A 21,734-nucleotide genomic window follows, 5' to 3' on the forward strand; every position below is an offset into this window, starting at 1 on the left:
ATGGTGAAACCGTCCCCCCTGGAAGACATCCTCCCGCTCAGCCCGATGCAGGAAGGGCTGCTGTTCCAGACCGAGTACGACCGGTCGGCACCGGACGTGTACGCCGTGCAGCACACGATCGAGGTCGAGGGCCCGCTCGACGCCCCGCTGCTGCGCGACTGCGCCCGGACCCTGGTCGACCGGCACGCCGTGCTGCGCACCGGCTTCCGCCGGGCCCGCTCGGGCCGCTCGCTCCAGGTCGTGGCGCGGACCGCGCGGCCGCCGTGGACCGAGTCCGACCTCGGCGGCCTGCCCCCCGGCCGGCGGGCCGCCGAGGCCGGCCGCCTGGCCGCGGCCGACCACGCCGAACGGTTCGACCTGGCGCGGCCGCCGCTGATCCGCTTCCGCCTGCTCCGCCTCGGCCCCGACCGCCACCGGCTCGTCGTGACCAGCCACCACATCGTCATCGACGGCTGGTCCACGCCGGTCCTGCTGCGCGAGCTGTTCACGCTGTACCGAGCCGGCGGCGACCCGGACGCCCTGCCGCCCGTCACCCCGTACAAGGAGTACCTCGACTGGCTCGGCCGCCAGGACCGCCGAGCCGCCGGCCGGGCCTGGCGGACGGCGCTCGCCGGGATCGACACCGCGACCCGGATCTCCGCGGCCGACCCCCGCTCGCCCCGCCTCCCCGACCGCCTCGTGCGGCCCGCCGACGCCCCGCTCACCGCCGCCCTGGAACGCACCGCCCGCGGCCTCGGCGTCACCCTCAACACCGTGGTGCAGGCCGCCTGGGGCCTCGTGCTGGCCCGGACGACCGGCCGCCAGGACGTCGTCTTCGGCGCGATCGCCTCCGGCCGGCCGCCCCAGCTGCCCGGCGTCGAGACGATGGTCGGCCTGTTCATCGCCATGCTCCCGGTACGCGTGCGGTGGGCCCCGCACGAGTCGCTGCGCGACCTGCTGACCCGGCTCCAGACCGAGCAGTCCGCGCTCGCCGACCACCACCACCTCGGCCTGACCGGCATCCAGCGGGAGGCCCCGGTCGCCGACCTCTTCGACACCGCCGTGGTCTTCGAGAACTACCCCTTCACCGACCGCGGCGCCGACGCCGGCGACGTCCGGTTCCGGCTGGCCCTCGACGCGAGCCGCGACGCCACCCACTACCCGCTCACCCTGCTCGCCGCCCCCGGCGAACAGCTCTACCTGCGGCTCGACCACCGCGCCGACGCGATCGACCGGACGACCGCGCGGACCCTCATGGACCGGCTGCACCAGGTGCTGCGCACCCTCGCCGACGACCCCGACCGCCCGGTCCGCGAGGTCGACGGGCTCCTCGACGCCGAGCGGCGGCTCGTCCTCGACCGGTGGAACGCGCCGGCCGGCACGGACGACGGCACACCGGACGACACCGACCCCCGCCTGCCCCGCCTGTTCGAACGGCAGGCCGCCGCCCACCCCGCCGCCACCGCCGTGATCGGCGACGGACGCCGGCTCACCTACGCCGAGCTGAACGCCTCGGCCAACCGCCTCGCCCGCGAACTCGTCGCGCACGGCGCCGGCCCGGAGACCGTCGTCGCGCTCGCCCTGCCCCGCACGCCCGAACTGGTGACCGCGGTCCTGGCCGTGCTCAAGGCCGGCGCCGCCTACCTCCCCGTCGACCCCGGCCTCCCGGCCGCCCGCACCGGGTTCCTGCTGCGCGACGCCGCCCCGCACCTGCTCCTCACCGACCGCGGCCTCGCCGGCCGGCTGCCCGGGGGACCGCCCCGGCTCCTCCTGGACGCGCCGGACACCCGCGCGCGCCTCGCGGCCCGGGACCCCGGCGACCTGTCCGACGCCGACCGCACCGCCCCGCTGAGCGGCGACCACCCGGCCTACGTCATGTACACCTCGGGCTCGACGGGCACGCCCAAGGCCGTCGTCATGCCCGGGGCGCCCCTGGCCAACCTGATGCGCTGGCACCACCGGCGCATCGGGGGAGGGGTCGGCAGCCGGGTCGCGCAGTTCACCGCGATCGGCTTCGACGTCTCCGCCCAGGAGATCCTGTCGGCCCTGCTCGCCGGGAAGACGCTCGTCCTCCCGGACGACGGCACCCGGCGGGACGCGGCCCGCCTGGCCGCCTGGCTCGACGCCATGGAGATCACCGAGCTCTACGCGCCCGACCTCGTCCTCGACGCGGTCGCCCAGGCCGCCCTCGAACAGGACCTGGAGCTGCCGCGGCTGCGCCACGTCGCCCAGGCCGGAGAGGCGCTGACCCCGTCGGACACCCTGCGGGCCTTCTTCGGCCGGGTCCCCGGCCGCCGCCTGCACAACCACTACGGCCCCACCGAGACCCACGTCGTCACCGGCACGACCCTGCCCGCCGAGCCCGCCGACTGGCCGGCGACGCCCCCGATCGGCCGCCCCGTCACCCACACGCGGTGCTACGTCCTCACCGCCGACCTGCGGCCCGCCCCGCCCGGCACCCCGGGCGAGCTCTACCTCGGCGGCGCGGCCCCGGCCCGCGGCTACCTGCGCCGGCCGGGCCTCACGGCCGGACGGTTCGTCGCCGACCCGTTCGGCGCGCCCGGCGCGCGCCTGTACCGCACCGGCGACCTCGCCCGCTGGACCGCGGACGGCGAACTGGAGTACCTGGGCCGCGCGGACCACCAGGTCAAGATCCGGGGCTTCCGGGTCGAGCCGGGAGAGGTCGAGGCGGTCCTCGCCCGCCACCCCGCCGTCGCCGGCGCGGCCGTCGTCCCCCGCACGGACGGCGGACGACAGCACCTCGTGGGATACGTCGTCCCGGCCCCCGGGGCCACCGTGCCGGCGGAGGAACTGCGCCGCCACGTCCAGGACGAACTCCCCGAGTACATGGTGCCGTCGGCGTTCGTCCCGCTGGACGCGCTGCCGCTCACCCCGAACGGGAAGCTCGACCGCGCCGCCCTGCCCGCCCCCGAGCGGACCGCCGCCCTGGCGCGCACCGGACGCACCCCGCAGGAGCAGATCGTCTGCGAGCTGTTCGCCCAGGTCCTCGGAGTGCCCCGGGTCGGCGTGACCGAGAGCTTCTTCGACCTCGGCGGCCACTCGCTGACCGCCACCCGGCTGGCCGCCCGCCTGCGCCACACCTTCGACGTCGAGCTGGGCCTGCGCGACCTCTTCGAGGCCTCCACCCCCGAGGCGGTGGCCGCCCTCCTCGGCACGGCGGGCCCGGCCCGCCCCGCCCTGACCCGCCGCCCGCGCCCGGACGTGCTGCCGCTCTCCCACGCCCAGCGCAGGCTGTGGTTCCTCCACCGGATGGAGGGGCCCGGCGCCACCTACAACATCCCCATGCAGCTGCGGCTGACCGGAGAACTCGACCACGCGGCCCTCGAACAGGCGCTCGCCGACCTGGTGGCCCGCCACGAGAGCCTGCGGACCGTCTTCCCGGAGACCGCCGGAGTGCCCTGCCAGCGGATCCTGCCGCCGCACGAGGCGGCGCCCCGGCTGACCACCACCACCGTCACCGACGGCGAACTGCCCGAAGCACTGCGCCGCGGCGCCCGCTGCGCCATCGACCTGACGACCGAACCCCCGCTGCGCGCCCACCTGTTCCGCACCGGCCCCCGCGACCACGTGCTCCAGCTGGTGGTCCACCACATCGCCGGCGACGGCTGGTCGCTCGCCCCGGTCGCCACCGACCTGGCCCGGGCCTACGCCGCCCGCACCGCCGGGACCGCGCCCGACCGGGACGAACTGCCGGTCCAGTACGCCGACTACACCCTGTGGCAGAACGAGCTCCTCGGCGAGCAGCACGACCCCGACAGCCTCCTCGCCCGCCAGGTCGCCCACTGGACCGACCGGCTGGCCGGCCTCCCCGACGAACTGGCGCTCCCCGCCGACCGGCCGCGCCCCGACGTCGCCTCCTACCGGGGCGACTACCTGACGGTGGAATGGGACGCCGACCTGCACCGCGCCCTGGACGACCTGGCCCGGCGCTGCGGCGCCACCCTCTTCATGGTGCTCCAGGCCGGCCTCGCGGCCCTGCTGTCCCGGCTCGGCGCCGGCCACGACATCCCCGTCGGCAGCCCCGTCGCCGGCCGCACCGACCAGGCGCTCGACGACCTCGCGGGCTTCTTCGTCAACACCCTGGTGCTGCGCACCGACACCTCCGGCGAGCCGACCTTCGAGGAACTGGTCCGCCGGGTGCGGGACACCGCGCTGGACGCCTACGCCCACCAGGACGTGCCCTTCGAGTACCTGGTGGAGGTGCTGAACCCGGCCCGCTCCCTGGGCCGCCACCCCCTGTTCCAGGTGATGTTCGCCCTCCAGAACGCGCCCGAGGCGCACTTCCGGCTCCCCGGCCTGGAGGTCGAGGTCTCCTCCGGCCGGACCGGCACCGCCAAGTTCGACCTGTTCTTCAGCATGGCCGAGCACCGGGACGCCACCGGCGCGCCGGCCGGCGTCGAGGGCGCCGTCGAGTACGCCACCGACCTGTACGACCCGGACACCGTGCGCGTCCTGTTCGAGCGGTGGACCCGGCTGCTCACCCGGGCCGCCGCCGACCCCTCCCAGCGGATCGGCCGGATCGACGTCCTCGACGCGGCCGAGCGGCGCACCCTGCTGCACGACCGCAACGCGACCCGCGCGGACGGCGAACGGCCCCCGTTCACCGAGCTGTTCGCCCGACAGGCCGCCCGCACCCCGCACGCCCCGGCGGTCGTCGCCGACGACACGGAACTGACCTACGGCGCGCTCCACGAGCGGTCGGACCGGCTGGCCCGGGTCCTCGCCCGGCACGGCGCCGGGCCCGGCCGGCTGGTCGCCGTCACCCTCCCGCGCACGGCCGACCTGGTCGTCACGCTGCTGGCGATCGCCAAGACCGGCGCCGCCCACGTCCCCCTCGACCCGGCCCACCCTCCCGCGCGGACGGCCCTGATCCTGGGAGAGGCCCGGCCCGCGCTGGTCGTCGGCACCACGGCGACGCTGGCGGACCTGCCCGACGGGGACGGCACCCGGCTGGCCCTGGACGACCCGCGGGTGCGGGCCGCCGTCGCCGAGGCGCCCGACGGGGCCCCCGGCGCACGGCCCGGACCGGCGGACGCGGCCTACGTCATCTTCACCTCCGGCTCCACCGGCCGCCCCAAGGGCGTCGTCGTGGAGCACGGCGCGCTGACCAACCTGCTGCTCGGCATGGGCGCCCTCGTACCGACGGGCCCCGAGGACGCCCTGCTCGCGGTGACCACGATCGCCTTCGACATCGCCGCCCTGGAGCTGTTCCTGCCGCTGACCTCCGGAGCGCGCGTGGTGCTCGCGCCCGAGGAGACCGTCTCCCGGCCCGCCGCCGTGGCCGAACTGATCCGGCGGACCGGGGTCACCGTCGTCCAGGCGACGCCGTCCTGGTGGGAGATGGTCGCCGCGCACGACCTCGAAGCACTGCGCGGCCTGCGCATGCTGGTCGGCGGCGAACCGCTGCCCGGCCCGCTCGCCGACCGCCTGCGCGGGACCGGCCGCCAGGTCCTCGACGTCTACGGCCCGACCGAGACGACGATCTGGTCCACCGCGGCCGACCTGACCGACCGGACCGACACCGTCATCGGCCGCCCGATCCGCAACACCCGCGTCTACGTGCTGGACGCGGAGCTGCGCCCGGTGCCCCCCGGCACGCTCGGCGAGCTGTACCTCGCCGGCGACGGACTGGCCCGCGGCTACCTCGGCCGGCCGTCCCTGACCGCCGGACGCTTCACCGCGGACCCGTACGGCCCCGCCGGCACCCGCATGTACCGCACCGGCGACCTGGTGCGCTGGACCGCCGACGGCCACCTGGAGTTCGCCGGCCGGGCCGACCACCAGGTCAAGCTCCGCGGCTTCCGCATCGAACTCGGCGAGGTCGAGGCGGTGCTCGCCGCCCACCCCGAGGTCGCCCGGGCGGCGGCCGTCGTCCGCGAGGACCGGCCGGGCGACCGCCGCCTGGTGGCCTACGTCGTCCCCGACGCCGACGGCGCCTCGCCGGACACCGGCCGCGAGAACGACCGGATCGACGCCTGGCGCGACCTGTACGACTCGGTCTACGCCGCCTCGGAACCGGTGCCCTTCGGCGAGGACTTCGCGAGCTGGAACAGCAGCTACGACGGCCGGCCCCTGCCCCTCGACCAGATGCGCGAGTGGCGCGACCGCACGGTGGAGCGCATCCGCGAACTGCGGCCCCGGCGCGTCCTGGAGATCGGCGTCGGCACCGGCCTGCTGCTGTCCCGGCTCGCCGCCGGCTGCGAGACCTACTGGGGCACGGACATCTCCCCGTCCGTCATCGGCACCCTGCGCGGCCACGTGGCCGCCGACCCGGAACTCGCCGGCCGGGTCCGCCTGTCGGTGCGGCCGGCTCACGACACCGACGGACTGCCCGAGGACCACTTCGACGTCGTCGTCCTCAACTCGGTGGTCCAGTACTTCCCGCACGCCGGCTACCTCGAACGCGTCCTCGCCGGCGCCCTGCGGCTGCTCGCCCCCGGCGGCGCGGTCTTCCTCGGCGACGTGCGCGACCTGCGCCTGCAGCGCACCTTCGCCACCGGCGTGCAGGCCGCCCGCGGACGCGCCGGCACCCACCCCGACGAACTGCGCCGGGCCGTCGAGCACGCGGTGCTCCTGGAGAAGGAGCTCCTGGTCGACCCCGACTTCTTCACGGTGCTCCAGGACCGGCTGCCCGACCTGGCCGCCCACACCGTCCAGGTCAAACGGGGCCGGTCCCACAACGAGATGACCCGCTACCGCTACGACGTCGTCCTGCGCAAGCGGGGCGCCCCGGACCACGGCGTCACCGAGACCGCGCGGCTGCCCTGGCCGGCCGACGGCACGGCCGGACTGGCCGCGCTGCTCGCCGGCGAACGGCCCGCGGCCGTCCGCGTCACCGCCGTCCCCAACGCCAGGACCGCCGCCGAGGCGGCCCTCGCCCGCGCCCTGCGGGACGGCACCCTCCCGCCCGCCGCCTCGGCCCCCGAGGACACCGGGGGAGCCGGGGGCGTCGAGCCGGAGGACCTGTACGACCTGGCGGCCGCCCACGGCTACCGGGCGTGGGTCACCTGCTCGGCCTCCGACCCGCACGCCCTGGAGGCCGTCTTCGCCGACCCCGCCGCCGTCCCCGCCGCGCGCCCCGGGGCCGGGCCGCCGGCCGGCCTCTACCGCCCCGCCGTCGCCCCGTCCTCCCGGGCCGCCCTGTCCTCCTTCACCAACAGCCCGCTGACCGCGCGCGACCCCGGCGCCCTCGTCGCCCGGCTCCGCGAGCACCTGCGCGAACGGCTCCCCGCCTCCATGGTGCCGTCGGCGTTCGTCCCCCTGAACGCCCTCCCGCTGACCCCCAACCGCAAACTGGACCGCGCCGCGCTGCCCGCGCCGGACGTCGTCGTCAGCGGCTCCTCCCGCGAGGCGCGCACCCCGCAGGAGCACATCGTGTGCGATCTGTTCGCCCAGGTCCTCGGCCTCGCGCGGGTCGGCGTGCACGACGGCTTCTTCGACCTCGGCGGCCACTCGCTGCTCGCCACCCGGCTCATCGCCCGGCTGCGCGCCATGTTCGGCGTCGAACTGCCCCTCCGCGTCCTGTTCGAGGCCTCCACCCCGGCCGGCGTGGCCGCCCGGCTCGACGAGGGCGGCGCGGCGCGCCCGGCCCTCACGCGCCGGCCGCGCCCGGACGTGCTGCCGCTCTCGTACGCCCAGCGCCGCCTGTGGTTCATCCACCAGATGGAGGGCATGGGCGGGATGTACAACATCCCGCTCGGCCTGCGGCTGACCGGCGCCCTGGACCGCCCCGCCCTCCAGACCGCGCTGACCGACGTCGTCGCCCGCCACGAGAGCCTGCGCACCGTCTTCCCGGACGACGGGGGAGTGCCCCGCCAGGCGGTCCTCGCCCCCGAGTCGGCGAAGCTCGTCCTGCACGACCGGACGGTCACCGAACGGGAGCTGCCGGCCGCGCTCGAACGGGCCGCGCGGCACCCGTTCGACCTCGCCACCGAACCCCCGGTCCGCGCCGACCTGTTCCGGCTCGCCCCCGACGAGCACGTCCTGCTGCTGGTGGTGCACCACATCGCGGGGGACGGCTGGTCGCTCCGCCCGCTCGCCGCCGACCTGGCCCGCGCCTACGCGGCCCGCACGGCCGGGACCGAACCCGACTGGCCGGAACTGCCCGTCCAGTACGCCGACTACACGCTGTGGCAGAAGGAGCTGCTCGGCGACCCCGACGACCCCGACAGCCTCCTCGCCCGCCAGCTCGCCTACTGGACGCGCCAGCTGGCAGGCGCCCCGGCGGCCCTGGAACTGCCCACCGACCGGCCCCGGCCGCCGGTCGCCTCCTACCGGGGCGACTACGTCACCGTACGGATCCCGGCCGCGCTCCACGAACGGCTCGCCGACCTCGCGCGGCGGACCGGCGCGACCCTGTTCATGGTGCTCCAGGCCGGCCTGGCCGCCCTGCTGCACCGGCTCGGCGCCGGAACCGACATCGTCACCGGCAGCCCCATCGCCGGACGCACCGACCAGACCCTGGACGAACTGATCGGCTTCTTCGTCAACACGCTGGTCCTGCGCACCGACCTGTCCGACGACCCCGCCTTCGAGGAGGTCGTGGCCCGGGTCCGCGAGACCGCGCTGGCCGCCTACGCCCACCAGGACGTGCCGTTCGAGTACCTGGTCGAGAAGCTGAACCCGCCCCGCTCCCTGGGCCGGCACCCCTTCTTCGGCGTGATGTTCGCCCTCCAGAACGCCTCCGGGGGCACCTTCCGGCTCCCCGGCCTCACCGCGGAGATCGCCCAGGGCCGCACCGGGACCGCCAAGTTCGACCTGTTCTTCAGCCTCGCCGAACAGCGCGGCGCGGACGGGACGGCCGACGGCATCGCCGGCGTCGTCGAATTCGCCGACGACCTCTACGACGCCGCCACCGTCCGCGACCTCTTCGCCCGCTGGGTGCGGCTCCTGGAAGCGGCGGTGGCCGGCCCGCACCGGCCGGTGAGCGGCCTCGACCTGCTCGCCGAGCACGAACGGCACGAGATGCTCGCCGCCGCCTCCGGCCCCGCCCTGCCCGCCCGGCCGGCCGGACTGCCCGGCCTGTTCGCCGCCCAGGCGGCCGCGACCCCCGACGCCGTCGCCGTCGCCGACGACACCACCACCCTCACCTACGCCGAACTCGACGCCTGGTCCGCCCGGCTGGCCGCCGACCTGACCGCCCGGGGCGTCACCCGCGGCAGCGCGGTCGCCCTGCTCATGCAGCGCTCGCCCGCCCTGGTCGCCGCCCTCCTGGCGGTGCTGCGCGCGGGCGCGGCCTACGTCCCGCTCGACTCCCGCTACCCCGCCTCCCGGCAGCGCCTCGTCCTCGCGGAGACCGGCAGCACGCTGCTCCTGACGGACCCCGCCTCCCGGGCGGGCCTGGAGGACCACGGCGTCCCGCTGCTCGTGCTCGACCCGCGGCCGGACCGGCGCGCCGCACCCGCCGCGGCCGGGACGCCCGGGGCGCGGACCGACGGCGACGACGCGGCGTACATCATGTACACCTCCGGCTCGACGGGACGCCCCAAGGGCGTGGTCGTCACCCACCGCAACATCGCCGACTTCGCCGCCGACCCCTGCTGGCGCGGCGGGGCCCAGCGCCGGGTGCTGCTCCACTCGCCGCTCGCCTTCGACCTGTCGACGTACGAACTGTGGGTGCCGCTGCTCACCGGCGGACGGATCGAACTGGCGCCGCCGGGCGACCTCGACGCCCACACCCTCGCCGACGTCATCACCCGCCGGCGGATCACCTCCCTGTGGCTGACCGGCTCGCTCTTCCACCTGATGGCCGACCTGGAGCCGGAGTGCTTCGCCGGCGTCGAACAGGTCTGGGCCGGCGGCGAACCGGTCTCCGTCACCGCCGTGCGCCGGCTCCTGGAGGCGCACCCCCGGCTCCTCGTGGTCGACGGGTACGGCCCCACCGAGGCGACCACCTTCGCCAGCTACCACCCCGTGCCCGCCGCCGACGCCGCGTCCCTCGGCACCTCGGTGCCGATCGGACGCCCGATGGGGAACATGGGCACCTACGTGCTCGACGCCGCGCTGCGGCCCGTACCGCCCGGCGTGGTCGGCGAGCTGTACCTGGCCGGGACCGGCGTCGCCCGCGGCTACCTGGACCGCCCCGGACCGACCGCCGAACGGTTCGTCGCCTGCCCCTTCGGCCCGCCCGGCCTGCGCATGTACCGCACCGGCGACCTCGCCCGCTGGACGCCGGACCACCTCCTGGAGTACGCCGGCCGCGCCGACCAGCAGGTCAAGCTCCGCGGCTTCCGCATCGAACCCGGGGAGGTCGAGGCCGTCCTGCTCGACCACCCCGGCGTGGCGCAGGCCGCGGCGGTGCTCCGCCGCGACCTCGCCGAGGAGGCGCAGCTCGTCGCCTACGTCGTGCCCGGCGCCACCGAACGGGACCGCCGCACCGAGGCCGAACAGGTCGGCGAATGGCTCCAGGTCCACGACTCCCTGTACGCCTCCGGGAGCGGAGGGGACGGAGCGGGCGGAGGGAGCGAGGAGCGGGACACGGCCCTCGGCGAGGACTTCACCGGCTGGGTCAGCAGCTACGACGGACAGCAGATCGCCGGCCACGCCATGCGCGAGTGGCGCGACCGGACCGTCGAGCGCGTCCGCGAGCTGAACCCCCGCCGGATCCTGGAGATCGGCGCCGGCACCGGCCTGCTCCTCGCCCGCCTGGCCCCCGACGCCGAGGAGTACGTGGCCACCGACTTCTCGCCCACCGTCGTCGAGGAGCTGCGCCGCCGGGTGACGGCCGACCCCGCCCTGGCTCCTCGGGTGCGGCTGCTGACCCGCGCCGCGCACGAACTCGACGGTCTGCCCGAGGGCCGCTTCGACACGGTCGTCGTCAACTCGGTGGTCCAGTACTTCCCCAACGCCGACTACCTGACCGACGTCCTCGGCACGGCCCTGCGGCTGCTCGCCCCCGGCGGTTCCGTCTTCGTCGGCGACGTGCGCAACCTGCGCCTCCTCGAAGCCTTCGCCACCGGCGTCCAGGCCGCCCGCAACGGCACGCACGACCTGGCCGCGCTGCGCGACGCCGTCGCCCAGACCACCCGGCTGGAGAACGAACTCCTCGTCGACCCCGGCTACTTCACCACCCTGCGGGAGCGGCTGCCGGACCTGGACACGGTGTCCGTGCGCCTCAAGCGCGGCCGGCACGACACCGAACTCATCCGCTTCCGCTACGACGTGGTCCTGCGCAAGCGGGACGACCGCCCCGCCCCCGCCCTCACCCCGGAGACCGTGGAGTGGACGGCCGTGGCCGGGCGGGCCGCGGTGGCCGGACGGCTGGCCGCCACCCGGCCCGCCGCCCTGGTCCTCAAGGACGTGCCCAACCCCCGGGTCGCCGCCGACGTGGCCCTCGCCGCGGCCCTGCGCACCGGCGAGCCGGCGCCCGTCCCCGACCCCGGCGCCGGTGTCGACGACTGGTACGAGCTGGGGGAGCGGCTGGCCTACCGGACCGCCGTCACCTGGTCGGACACCGCCCGCGACCGCGTCGACGTGGTCTTCGCCGACGCCGCCGCCCTGGGCGGCGCCCCCGACCCGCTGCCCGCCGTCCTGGGCGCCGCGCCGCCCGCGCCCGGCGCGCCGGAACCGGCGGCGCGCTTCACCAACGACCCGACCGCGGCCCGCGGGGACGCCGCCCTGGTGGCCTCGCTGCGCGAGTTCGCCCAGGAACGGCTGCCCGCCTTCATGGTGCCCTCCGTCCTCGTCCCCCTGGACGCGCTGCCGCTCACCCCGAACGGGAAGCTCGACCGGGCCGCCCTGCCCCGGCACGCCCCGGGCGCCGGCGCCGCCGCCCGGCCCCCGCGCACCCCGCACGAGCAGGTGGTGTGCGAACTCTTCGCCGAACTGCTCGGCGTCCCCTCCGTCGGGCTCGACGGCAACTTCTTCGACCTCGGCGGCCACTCCCTCCTCGCCACCCGGCTCATCGCCCGCATCGCCTCGGCCTTCGGCGTGGACGTCGGTCTGCGCACCCTCTTCGAGGCGCCGACCCCCGCCGGGATCGCCGCCCGCATGGACATGGACGACGCCGACGGCGGCTACGACGTGCTCCTGCCGCTGCGCGCCACCGGCCACGAACCGCCGCTGTTCTGCGTGCACCCCGGCGGCGGCATCGGCTGGTCGTACATGAGCCTGATCCGCCACCTCGACCCGGCCGTCCCCGTCCACGCGGTACAGGCCCGGGGCCTGGCCCGCCCGGACGACAGGCTGCCGGCCGACATGGCGGAGATGGCCGCCGACTACGCGGACCACCTGGAGGCCGCCTTCCCCGAGGGGCCCTACCGCCTCCTGGGCTGGTCGTTCGGCGGCCTCGCGGCCCACGCCCTCGCCACCGAGCTGCAACGCCGCGGCCGGACGGTGGAGACGCTGGTCGTCGTCGACGTCCACCCCGGCTGGCTCGGCCTGACCCACGACGACGTGCCGCCCCTGGACGACCGGAACATGCGCCCCCACCTGGAGTACCTGATGCGGCTCGTCGGCCTCGACCCCGACCTGTTCGACGCGGAGGCCTTCGTCTTCGACGAGGTCATGAAACTGCTGCGCGAACGCGGCAGCGCCCTCGGCGCCCTGGACGAGGACCGGCTGCGCGCCATCACGGCGATCTCCGCCAACAACAACCACCTGATGATCGACTACCGGCCCGCGGTCTACGACGGCGACATCCTGCTCCTCGCCGCCACCGACCAGCAGAAGCCCGAGGCCACCGCCGCCGCCTGGCGCCCGTACCTCACCGGGGAGGTCCGCACCCACGTCCTCCCCGGCGACCACGGCACCCTGCTGTCCCGGCCGGGCCCGCTCGCCCGGGTCGGCGCCCTCCTCTCCGAGGCCCTGCGCGGAAGGGACGCCTCGTGACCGCGCGGACCCCGCTGACCGGGGCCCGCCTGGACCGCGCCTACTCGCCGAGCCACCTGGTGCCGAGCCTGCGGCACTACCTCGACGAGTACGCCGACCGCAGCGCCGAGGCCCGCCGCGCCCCCGGCGTGCGCACCGGGCTGCGGTACGGCCCGGGCCCCGCCGAGAAGCTCGACTTCTGGCCCGCCGCGCGCCCCGGGCCCGCCCCGGTCCAGATCTTCGTGCACGGCGGCAACTGGCAGGAACTCACCGAACGCAGCTCGGCGTTCGCGGCGCTCTCCTTCCGCCGCGCCGGCGCCGCCTTCGCCGCCGTCGGGTACGGCCTCGCCCCGGCCACCCCGCTGGACGAGATCGTGGCCGCCGTGCGCCGGTGCGTCCGCTGGATCCACGGACACGCCGCCGCCCTCGGCGTCGACCCGGAGCGGCTGCACCTCAGCGGCACCTCCGCCGGCGCCCACCTCGCCGCGATGGCCCTCGTCCCGGCCGGCCCCGACCGGCCCGTCCCGCTGGCCGGCGTCACCCTGCTCAGCGGCATCTACGACCTCGAACCGGTCAGCCGCTCCTACGTCAACGAGGCGCTGCGGCTGGACGCCGACGCGGTGCGTCGCAACAGCCCGCCCGCCCTGCTCCCCGGCGGACTGCCCCCGGTCGTCCTGGCCCGCGGCGGCGTCGAGACCGAGGAGTACGTGCGCCAGCACGACCTGATGGCCGACGCCCTGCGCCGCCGCGGCGCGCTCGCGGCGGAGCTCGTGGAGGAGCACCGCAACCACTTCGACCTGCCCTACGACCTCGCCGACCCGGCGACACCGCTCGGCCGCGCCGTCCTGGCACAGATGGGACTCCCCGGCGGCCGGGGCGGCCACGACGACCGACCCGCGGAGGCGACCGCATGACGACGGACACGTCCACCCCGCCGGCGAGCCGCTTCGACGGCACCCGCGAGGAGGCCGAGAGGTACGACCGCGCCGACCCGCTCGCCTTCCTGCGCGAGCGGTTCGTGCACGCCGAACCCGGCCTGCTCTACCTGGACGGCAACTCGCTCGGGCGGCTGCCCGCCGACACCCCGGAGTTCGTCGCCGGCGTGATCAGGGACGGCTGGGGCCGCGGCCTGGTCCGCTCCTGGCACGACTGGATCGACTGGAACCGGCGGATCGGCGACCGGCTCGCGCGGCACGTCCTGGGCGCCCGCCCGGGCGAGGTGGTGCTCTCCGACTCGACCACCGTCAACCTGTACAAGCTGGCCTCGGCGGCGCTCGACCACGCCCCCGGCCGGCGCGCCCTGGTGGTGGACGCCTCCGACTTCCCCACCGACCGGTACGTCGCCCAGGGCCTGGCCCGCCGGCACGGCCTGGAACTCCGCGTCGTCCACTCCGACCTGGACCGGGGCCTCGACCCGGAGGACCTGCGGGCCGTGCTCGACGACCAGGTGGCGCTGGTCGTCCTCTCCCACGTGGCCTACCGCAGCGGGGCGCTGGCCGACATGGCCGCGGTCAACGCGCTGGCCCGGGAGGCCGGCGCGCTGGTCCTGTGGGACCTGTCCCACTCCGCCGGGGCGGTCCCGGTCCGGCTCGCCGAGGACGGCGCGGACCTCGCGGTCGGCTGCACCTACAAGTACCTCAACGGCGGTCCCGGCTCCCCGGCCTTCCTCTACGTCCGGCGCTCGCTCCAGGAGCGGCTGCGCCAGCCCATCCAGGGCTGGTTCGGGCAGCGCGACCAGTTCGCCATGGGCCCCGACTTCGACCCCGTCGGGACCGTCGACCGGTTCCTGACGGGCACGCCGCCGATGCTCTCCACCGCCGCGCTCGTGCCCGCGCTCGCGCTGGTCGAGGAGGCCGGGATCGACCGGCTGAGGGCCAAGGGGCGGCTGCTCGGCGAACTGGCCGCGGAGTTCGCGGCCCGCCGGCTCGCGCCCCTCGGCTTCCGCCTCGCCTCGCCCGCGGACCCGGACCGGCGCGGCTCGCACCTCACCCTGTGGCACCCGGACGCCTGGCGGATCTGCCGGGCGCTCGCCGACGAGGGCGTCGTCTGCGACTACCGGGAGCCGGACCGGCTGCGCATCGGGCCGTCCCCCGCCTACACCCGCTTCACCGACGTGTGGGACGCCCTGGAGCGCCTCCGGCGCCTGGTGGAGAGCGGCCGGCACACCCGGCTGCCGCACGAGAGGGCACGCGTCACCTGACCCCGCCCCGTCCGCCGCGTCCGCCGCCCGCCGGCCGGACACGGCGGACGAGGCGGACGAACGGCCACAGATCACCGAACCGCGTCACCGGGAGCGTACGGCAGTGAGTACCCAGCAGGTGTCCATGCTCTTCGTCGCCATGGCCGCGATCTCCCTCCTGGCCTTCGCCGCCGGCGTCCTCGCCCGGCGGCTGCGGCAGCCCCCCGTCATCGGCGAGGTGCTGCTCGGCGTGCTGCTGGGCCCGACGCTGCTGGACGGCGCCGTCTCCGACGTGCTGTTCCCCGAGGAGATCAGGCCCTTCCTCGCCGTCCTCGCCAACATCGGCGTGGCCCTGTTCATGTTCGCCGTCGGCGCGGAACTGGACGCCGGTCTGATCCGCGGGCGCCGGCTGGTGGCCGGCACCGTCGCCACCGGCTCCATGGTCCTGCCGTTCCTGCTCGGCGCGCTGCTGGCCCTGTACCTGTTCGAGAACCATCCGACCGGCGACCGGACGGGGTTCGTGCTCTTCATGGGGGCGGCGATGTCCGTCACCGCCTTCCCGGTCCTGGCCCGCATCCTCACCGACCGCGGCATGCAGCGCACCTGGCTCGGCGCGGTGGCGCTGGCCTGCGCGGCGATCGACGACGTCCTGGCCTGGACCCTGCTGGCCGTGGTGGTGGCGATGAGCGGGGCGGCCGGCGGCTCGGAGTGGCTCCTGCTGCTCTTCGTGCCGTACGTCGTGCTGATGTTCACCCTCGTCCGGCCCGCCCTGCGCCGCCTCCTGGAGCACCGGTGGTGCGCCGGGGCCGGCAACCCGGCCGCGATCGTCCTCACCCTCACCGGCCTGCTGCTGTCGGCCGCCTTCACCGAGTGGATCGGCCTGCACTTCATCTTCGGCGCCTTCGTCTTCGGCGCGGTCATGCCGCGGCGCACCACGCGCGGCGAGCCGTCGGACGTCACCGGCCGGGTCCGGGAGCGGATCTCCTCCCTCAACGACGTCCTGCTGCTGCCGTTGTTCTTCATCGTCGCGGGCCTCAAGGTGGACCTGTCCGGCATGGACGGCACCGGCCTGCTGGAGCTCGGCCTCATCCTGGCCGTCGCGGTGGGCGGCAAGTTCGTCGGCGCCTTCGCCGCGGCCCGCGCCACCGGCATGCAGAACCGTCCGGCGACCGCGCTCGCCGTGCTGATCAACACCCGGGGTCTGACGGAGCTCGTCATCCTCACCGTCGGCCTGCAACTGGGCGCGCTCGACGACGAGCTGTACTCCGTCATGGTCGTCATGGCCCTGGTCACCACCGCGATGGCCGGACCCCTGCTGCACCTGCTCTATCCCGCGCGCCCGGCCTCCCCGCCCGCCGCCCCCGCTGTCCCGCCGGCGGGACGGAAGGGCGCGGGGAAGGAGACCTTCCTCGCCGGCCCCGCGCTGGATAATGTGAATTCCGGGAACGCGTCCGCCATGGAATGACCGAAGCCCCGCGAAAGCCGTCCCGGGCATCACGGCGATCCGTGCCGGGAATGCGCACGGGAGCGTGCACGGAAACGTGCACGGAAAAGCGCGGGAAAACGCGCGGGAGCGATGTTCCGGAGTCATCCGCAAAGGAAATACGTGTGTTCGCCGCCCTACCGAGGGAGCAGAGAATGTCCAATCCTTTCGACGACCCCGACGGCACGTTCCTCGTGCTCGTCAACGAGGAGGGCCAGCATTCGCTCTGGCCGGCCTTCGCCGAGGTGCCGGCGGGCTGGACCGTGGCGCTCGCGGAGACCGACCGGCAGTCGTGCCTGGACTACGTCGAGGAGAACTGGACCGACATGCGCCCGCTGAGCCTCGTGCGCCAGATGGGAGAAGCGCGATGAGCGACACCGTCGAGCGGTTCCTGCTGACGGAGGACGACCTCGAGGAGTCGTTCTTCGGCGAGGAGCCCAGTGTCGCGTACGACCCCGTCTTCGTCTCCGGCGACGAGTCCGGCCGGGTCCTCATCGACCTGATCAACACCCTCACCCACGGCTCCCACCCGGAGGCCCTGGAGCACGCCGCGGGGCTCTACACCAACGTCGTCGGCTCGGTGGTCTTCCACCACGTGGCGCGGTTCCGCGACGACGCCGCCGCGCGGGTCCTCCAGGAGTTCGTGGAGGCCCTGCACAAGTGCGACGCCTACCGGATGCGGCTGAACGACGGCATGGAGTTCGACGTCGCCAAGGTCTCCGTCGAGCCGCTGGAGGACAGCGCCGGCGAGGGCGTCGTCACCCGGTGGGTGACGACCTCCGACGGCTACCGCATCGAGGGCTCCTGGGCGGTCGCCGTCAGCGGCGACGTCCTCTCCTTCGTCAACGTGCGCCTCCCCGACCCGGCCGGCATCCACCGGATCGCCCGCGCCGCCCTGGAGCGCGTCACGGCCGGCCCGTCCCCCTCCTGACCCGAGCGGACGGCACGGCGTCCGCCCCGCGGACGCGAGGACGCCGGGGCGGCGGGCCCGATCCGGGCCCGCCGCCCCGGCGTTCCTGCCTGCCGCCCGCTACACCGGGCAGCCGTACTTCAGGGCCGCCCGCCGGTAGTGCTCGACCCGGAACCGGTCCTCGTTCTCCATCGCCTCCGGGGTGTAGTGCCCGCCGAACTTCTCCCGGTACTTCTCGAACCAGTGCCGGTGCTCGGACAGGAAGAAGATGTCGTGCAGGGCGATCGCGCGGATCGCCAGGACCGGCACCGGCGCCCGGCTCACTGCGAAGTCCGGGTTCCGGGCCGCCGGCACGTCGCAGTTCTCGTGGAACTGGCCCACCATCAGGCCCTGCGCGACGAACTCGTCCTTCACGCGGCTCTGCGCCTCGTCGAGCAGCTTCGTGTCCTCGGGGCGCAGGTCCGGCAGGGCCACGACCATCGCCCGCAGCATGGGGTTGCGCCCCTGCCAGGAGACCAGCCCGTACTCGCGCAGACTGCCGCGCGCGATCTCCTCGACGAGTTCGAGCGTGGGCGAGTGGCCGACGAACCGCACCCGCACCTCCATCGTCCGGTTCTTGCGCGAGGGCGCCACGAACGGGCAGATGGGGCCGATGCGGCCGAGGTCCGGGTGGCGGGCCGAAATGTATTCGGTCAGCCAGGAATCGACGGCGGCGAGCGCCGAGTCGACGCTGACGGCACTTTCACCGGAACTCATGAAATACAGCCTCTCAATCAGTGCCGACGGGCAGGGAGGATCTCCGGCCCGTCCCGCTGGCGGGACAGACCGGAAAGGCCCGGGGGTGAGTGGCGACCAGCTTGCCCGATCGAAACCCGCTGCACTAGCGTCGGACGCACGGTGCCGATATCGATGAGGCGAAAGGAATTCTTTTCCCCGCCCTCCGGAACATGGTCAGGAGTCGCACACGTGCGCATCAGCATCGACCGGGACGGCTGCATCGGCAGCGGCCAGTGCACGCTGACCGCCCCCACCCTGTTCGCCCAGGACGACGCGGGAACCGTCCTCCTGCTGCCCGCCGGCGCGGACGGCACGGACGACCCCTCGGTCCGCGAGGCCGAACTGGCCTGCCCCGTCCAGGCCATCACCGTCGTCGAGGACTGACGTCACGAGGAGAAGCCGAAGCGCATGTCCATGTCGCCCCCCGTTCCGCAGAGCGGACTCGACGCCGAACCGCACGCCATGCACCCGGACCTGATGGCCGATCCGTTCGGCGGCTACGGCCGCCTCAGGGAACGGGCGCCCGTCGTGCACGGCCGGTACCTCGACGGCACGCCGGCCTGGTTCGTCACCCGGCACGACGACGTCCGCGCCCTGCTGCACGACCGCCGCCTGGTCAACACCCCGGCCTCGGTGCCCGGCGCGACGGGCGACGACCCGCGGCTGAAGATGATGGACATGCTCGCGATCCCCGAGGAGCTGCGGCCCTACCTGATGGGGTCGATGCTCGACACCGATCCGCCCGAGCACACCCGGCTGCGCAAGCGGGTGCTGCGCGAGTTCACGGCCCGCCGGGTGCTGGACATGCGGCCCCGGATCGAGGAGATCGCCGGCCGGCTGCTGGACGCCCTGCCGCTCCGCGCCGGCGCCGACGGCGCCGTCGACCTGCTCGCGCACTACGCCTACCCGCTCTCGATCCAGGTCATCTGCGACCTGGTGGGCGTCCCGGAGGAGGACGGCGACAAGTGGCAGCAGTGGGGGGAGGACCTGATCGCCATGCGGCCGGAACGGCTCGCGACCTCGTTCCCCGCCATGATCGAGCACACCCACCGGCTCATCCGCGAACGCCGCGCCGATCCCCGCGCCGACCTCCGCACCGACCTGCTCAGCGGACTCATCCGGAGCCAGGACGCGTCGGAGGACGACATCAGCGACATCGAGCTGGTCACCTTCGTGGTGACCCTCGTCCTCGCCGGCCACGAGACGACGGCCCACCTCATCGGCAACGGCACCGCCGCCCTGCTCTCCCACCCCGACCAGCTCGCCCGCCTCCGCTCCCACCCCGAGGCCCTGCCCGGCGCGGTGCACGAGCTTATGCGGTGGTGCGGACCGGTCCAGACGGGCCGGCTGCGCTACGCCGCCGAGGACCTCACCGTCGCCGGCACCCGGATCCCGCGCGGGGACGCCGTCCTCCTCGTCTTCGTCTCGGCCAATTTCGACCCCCGCCGGTACACCGACCCGGACCGTCTCGACGTGCTCCGCCACCCCGCCGGCCAAGCCGAGAACCACCTCGGTTTCGGCCACGGCATCCACTACTGCCTGGGCGCCTCCCTCGCCAGGCTGGAGGCCGAGATCGCCTTCGGCTCGCTCTTCGGCCGCCACCCGGAGCTGCGCCTCGCCCTGGACCCGGCCGAGCTGGAGCGGCGCGAGCGCATGCAGCTCCCCGGCCAGTGGCGCCTGAGCCGCCTGCCCGTGATCCCGGGCCCCGGCCGCCCCTGAGCCGCGGACGGCGGCGCCGGCCCCGCCGGCGTCGCCCTCCCGGACCGGGCGTGCTACGCTGGACGTGTTGCAGTTGTGGTACCCATGAACCTATGTGCGCCTGACCGGAATGATTTTCCGCAGGCGCATTATTCGTTTTTCCGGCATCTCCGGATGGGGCCTCTGCCTACAGAAGGAGAAGGTCATGGCACAGGGAACCGTGAAGTGGTTCAACTCGGAAAAGGGCTTCGGCTTCATCGAGCAGGACGGTGGCGGCCCCGACGTGTTCGCCCACTACTCGAACATCGCCACCCAGGGCTTCCGTGAGCTCCAGGAGGGTCAGCGCGTGACCTTCGACGTCACGCAGGGCCAGAAGGGCCCGCAGGCGGAGAACATCGTCCCCGCCTGATCTGTCGGACACCAGTCCGTCGCTCGCCGGGGTCCGCACCGTCGTGGTGCGGACCCCGGTTTGTGCTGTTCGAAGAAAGGCAGAGAACCTTATGTCCCGCAGGCCCCGGAAGCCGTCCAAGCGCGCCTCGGCAGCTCCGGCTCCGTCCCCGGCGTCGTCCAGTGAGTTCCGCATGCCGGAGAGCTCGACGCCCGCCCTCCCCGCCGTGGAGGAGTTCGCCGGGCTGGACATGCCCGCGGGGCTGCTGGCGACCCTCACCGCGCAGGGCGTGACCACGCCCTTCCCCATCCAGGGCGCCACCCTGCCCGACTCGCTCGCCGGCCGGGACGTGCTGGCGCGGGGGCGGACCGGCTCCGGCAAGACCCTCGCGTTCGGGCTCGCGCTGCTGGCCCGCACGGCCGGACTGCGCGCGGCGCCCAGGGCGCCCCTCGCGCTGGTCCTGGTGCCCACCCGTGAGCTCGCGCAGCAGGTCACGGACGCCCTGGCCCCGTACGCGACGGCGGTGAACCTCCGGCTGGCCACCGTGGTCGGCGGCCTCTCGATCACCAAGCAGGCGGCCACCCTGCGGCGCGGCGCCGAGGTGGTCGTGGCGAGCCCCGGCCGTCTCAACGACCTCGTCGAGCGCGGCGACTGCGTCCTCGACGACGTCCGCGTCACGGTCCTCGACGAGGCCGACCAGATGACCGACATGGGCTTCCTGCCGCAGATCACCAAGCTGATCCAGCAGGTGCGGCCCGACGGGCAGCGGATGCTCTTCTCCGCCACCCTCGACCGCAACATCGACCAGCTCGTACGGCGCTTCCTGAGCGACCCCGTGGTGCACTCCGTCGACCCGTCCGCCGGCGCGGTCGTCACGATGGAGCACCACGTCCTGCACGTGCAGGACGCGACCGACAAGAAGGCCGTCACCACCCGCATCGCGGCCCGGGACGGGCGCGTGATCCTCTTCCTCGACACCAAGCGGTCGGCGGACCGGCTCGCCAAGCGCCTCCTCTCCGTCGGCGTCCGCGCGGCGGCCCTGCACGGCGGCCGCACCCAGCCGCAGCGGAACCGCACCCTGGAGCAGTTCAAGACCGGCCAGGTCACCGCGCTGGTGGCGACGAACGTCGCGGCCCGCGGCATCCACGTCGACGACCTCGACCTCGTCGTGAACGTCGACCCGCCGGCCGACCACAAGGACTACCTCCACCGCGGCGGCCGCACCGCCCGCGCCGGCGGCTCCGGCAGCGTCGTCACCCTGGTGCTGCCCGAGCAGAAGCAGGAGGTCAGCCGGCTCATGAAGGACGCGGGCATCCAGCCCCGGACGACCCGCCTCAAGTCCAGCGACGAGGAGCTGGCGACCCTCACCGGCGCCCGCGAACCGTCCGGCGTGGCCGTCACCATCGAGCTCCCCCAGCAGGCGGCCCCGGCGGCCTCCCGCCCGGCCCGCGGGGCCGAGGGCGCCGGGCGGGGCTCCGGCCGTCCGTCCCGC

The 21,734-nt window shown here is 75.0% G+C and carries 11 protein-coding genes; 10 read left to right on the plus strand and 1 reads right to left on the minus strand.

What is annotated here, in order from left to right; all coding sequences use genetic code 11:
• The 6 genes from AB0E83_RS15470 (at nucleotide 1) to AB0E83_RS15495 (ending at nucleotide 17,400) form a co-directional block, all read left to right on the plus strand.
• Entirely contained in the window at nucleotides 1-12,828 is a 12,828-nt protein-coding gene (locus AB0E83_RS15470) for an amino acid adenylation domain-containing protein (protein WP_362110710.1), read from the plus strand.
• Nucleotides 12,825-13,721 carry an alpha/beta hydrolase gene (locus AB0E83_RS15475; protein ID WP_362110713.1) on the plus strand — a complete coding sequence of 299 codons (897 nt, stop codon included), beginning with the start codon at nucleotides 12,825-12,827 and terminating at the stop codon, nucleotides 13,719-13,721. The genes AB0E83_RS15470 and AB0E83_RS15475 overlap by 4 nt, the downstream gene beginning before the upstream one ends.
• Complete coding sequence (gene kynU / locus AB0E83_RS15480; protein WP_362110716.1) at nucleotides 13,718-15,007, plus strand: kynureninase; 1,290 nt, start codon at nucleotides 13,718-13,720, stop codon at nucleotides 15,005-15,007. The genes AB0E83_RS15475 and kynU overlap by 4 nt, the downstream gene beginning before the upstream one ends.
• Before the next feature lie 103 nt (nucleotides 15,008-15,110).
• A complete protein-coding gene (locus AB0E83_RS15485; RefSeq protein ID WP_362110719.1) occupies nucleotides 15,111-16,451 on the plus strand; it encodes a cation:proton antiporter in 1,341 nt (446 codons plus the stop codon).
• A 173-nt stretch (nucleotides 16,452-16,624) separates the two neighbouring features.
• Nucleotides 16,625-16,840, plus strand: coding sequence for an MbtH family protein (locus AB0E83_RS15490; protein WP_362110722.1), 216 nt, complete (start codon nucleotides 16,625-16,627; stop codon nucleotides 16,838-16,840).
• On the plus strand, nucleotides 16,837-17,400 hold the full coding sequence (locus AB0E83_RS15495; protein ID WP_362110725.1) for a hypothetical protein: 564 nt from the start codon (nucleotides 16,837-16,839) through the stop codon (nucleotides 17,398-17,400). Before AB0E83_RS15490 ends, AB0E83_RS15495 begins: the two co-directional genes overlap by 4 nt.
• 99 nt (nucleotides 17,401-17,499) lie before the next feature.
• Here the strand turns inward: AB0E83_RS15495 and AB0E83_RS15500 are convergent, their stop codons facing one another.
• Nucleotides 17,500-18,135 carry a DUF6875 domain-containing protein gene (locus AB0E83_RS15500; RefSeq protein WP_362110728.1) on the minus strand — a complete coding sequence of 212 codons (636 nt, stop codon included), beginning with the start codon at nucleotides 18,133-18,135 and terminating at the stop codon, nucleotides 17,500-17,502.
• Nucleotides 18,136-18,345: 210 nt separating this feature from the next.
• Between AB0E83_RS15500 and AB0E83_RS15505 the strand changes: the two genes are divergently transcribed.
• The 4 genes from AB0E83_RS15505 to AB0E83_RS15520 form a co-directional block, all read left to right on the plus strand.
• On the plus strand, nucleotides 18,346-18,540 hold the full coding sequence (locus AB0E83_RS15505) for a ferredoxin (RefSeq protein ID WP_362110731.1): 195 nt from the start codon (nucleotides 18,346-18,348) through the stop codon (nucleotides 18,538-18,540).
• A 24-nt stretch (nucleotides 18,541-18,564) separates the two neighbouring features.
• On the plus strand, nucleotides 18,565-19,875 hold the full coding sequence (locus tag AB0E83_RS15510; protein ID WP_362110734.1) for a cytochrome P450: 1,311 nt from the start codon (nucleotides 18,565-18,567) through the stop codon (nucleotides 19,873-19,875).
• A gap of 184 nt (nucleotides 19,876-20,059) precedes the next feature.
• Nucleotides 20,060-20,263: a cold-shock protein gene (locus AB0E83_RS15515; RefSeq protein WP_031013754.1), complete on the plus strand. Its 204-nt coding sequence runs from the start codon at nucleotides 20,060-20,062 to the stop codon at nucleotides 20,261-20,263.
• 91 nt (nucleotides 20,264-20,354) lie between these two features.
• The coding region (locus AB0E83_RS15520; protein ID WP_362110738.1) for a DEAD/DEAH box helicase at nucleotides 20,355-21,734 on the plus strand (1,380 nt) is incomplete at its 3' end.

The sequence above is a fragment of the Streptomyces sp. NPDC035033 genome (assembly GCF_040636735.1).
In the GTDB taxonomy this organism is placed as follows: Bacteria; Actinomycetota; Actinomycetes; order Streptomycetales; family Streptomycetaceae; genus Streptomyces.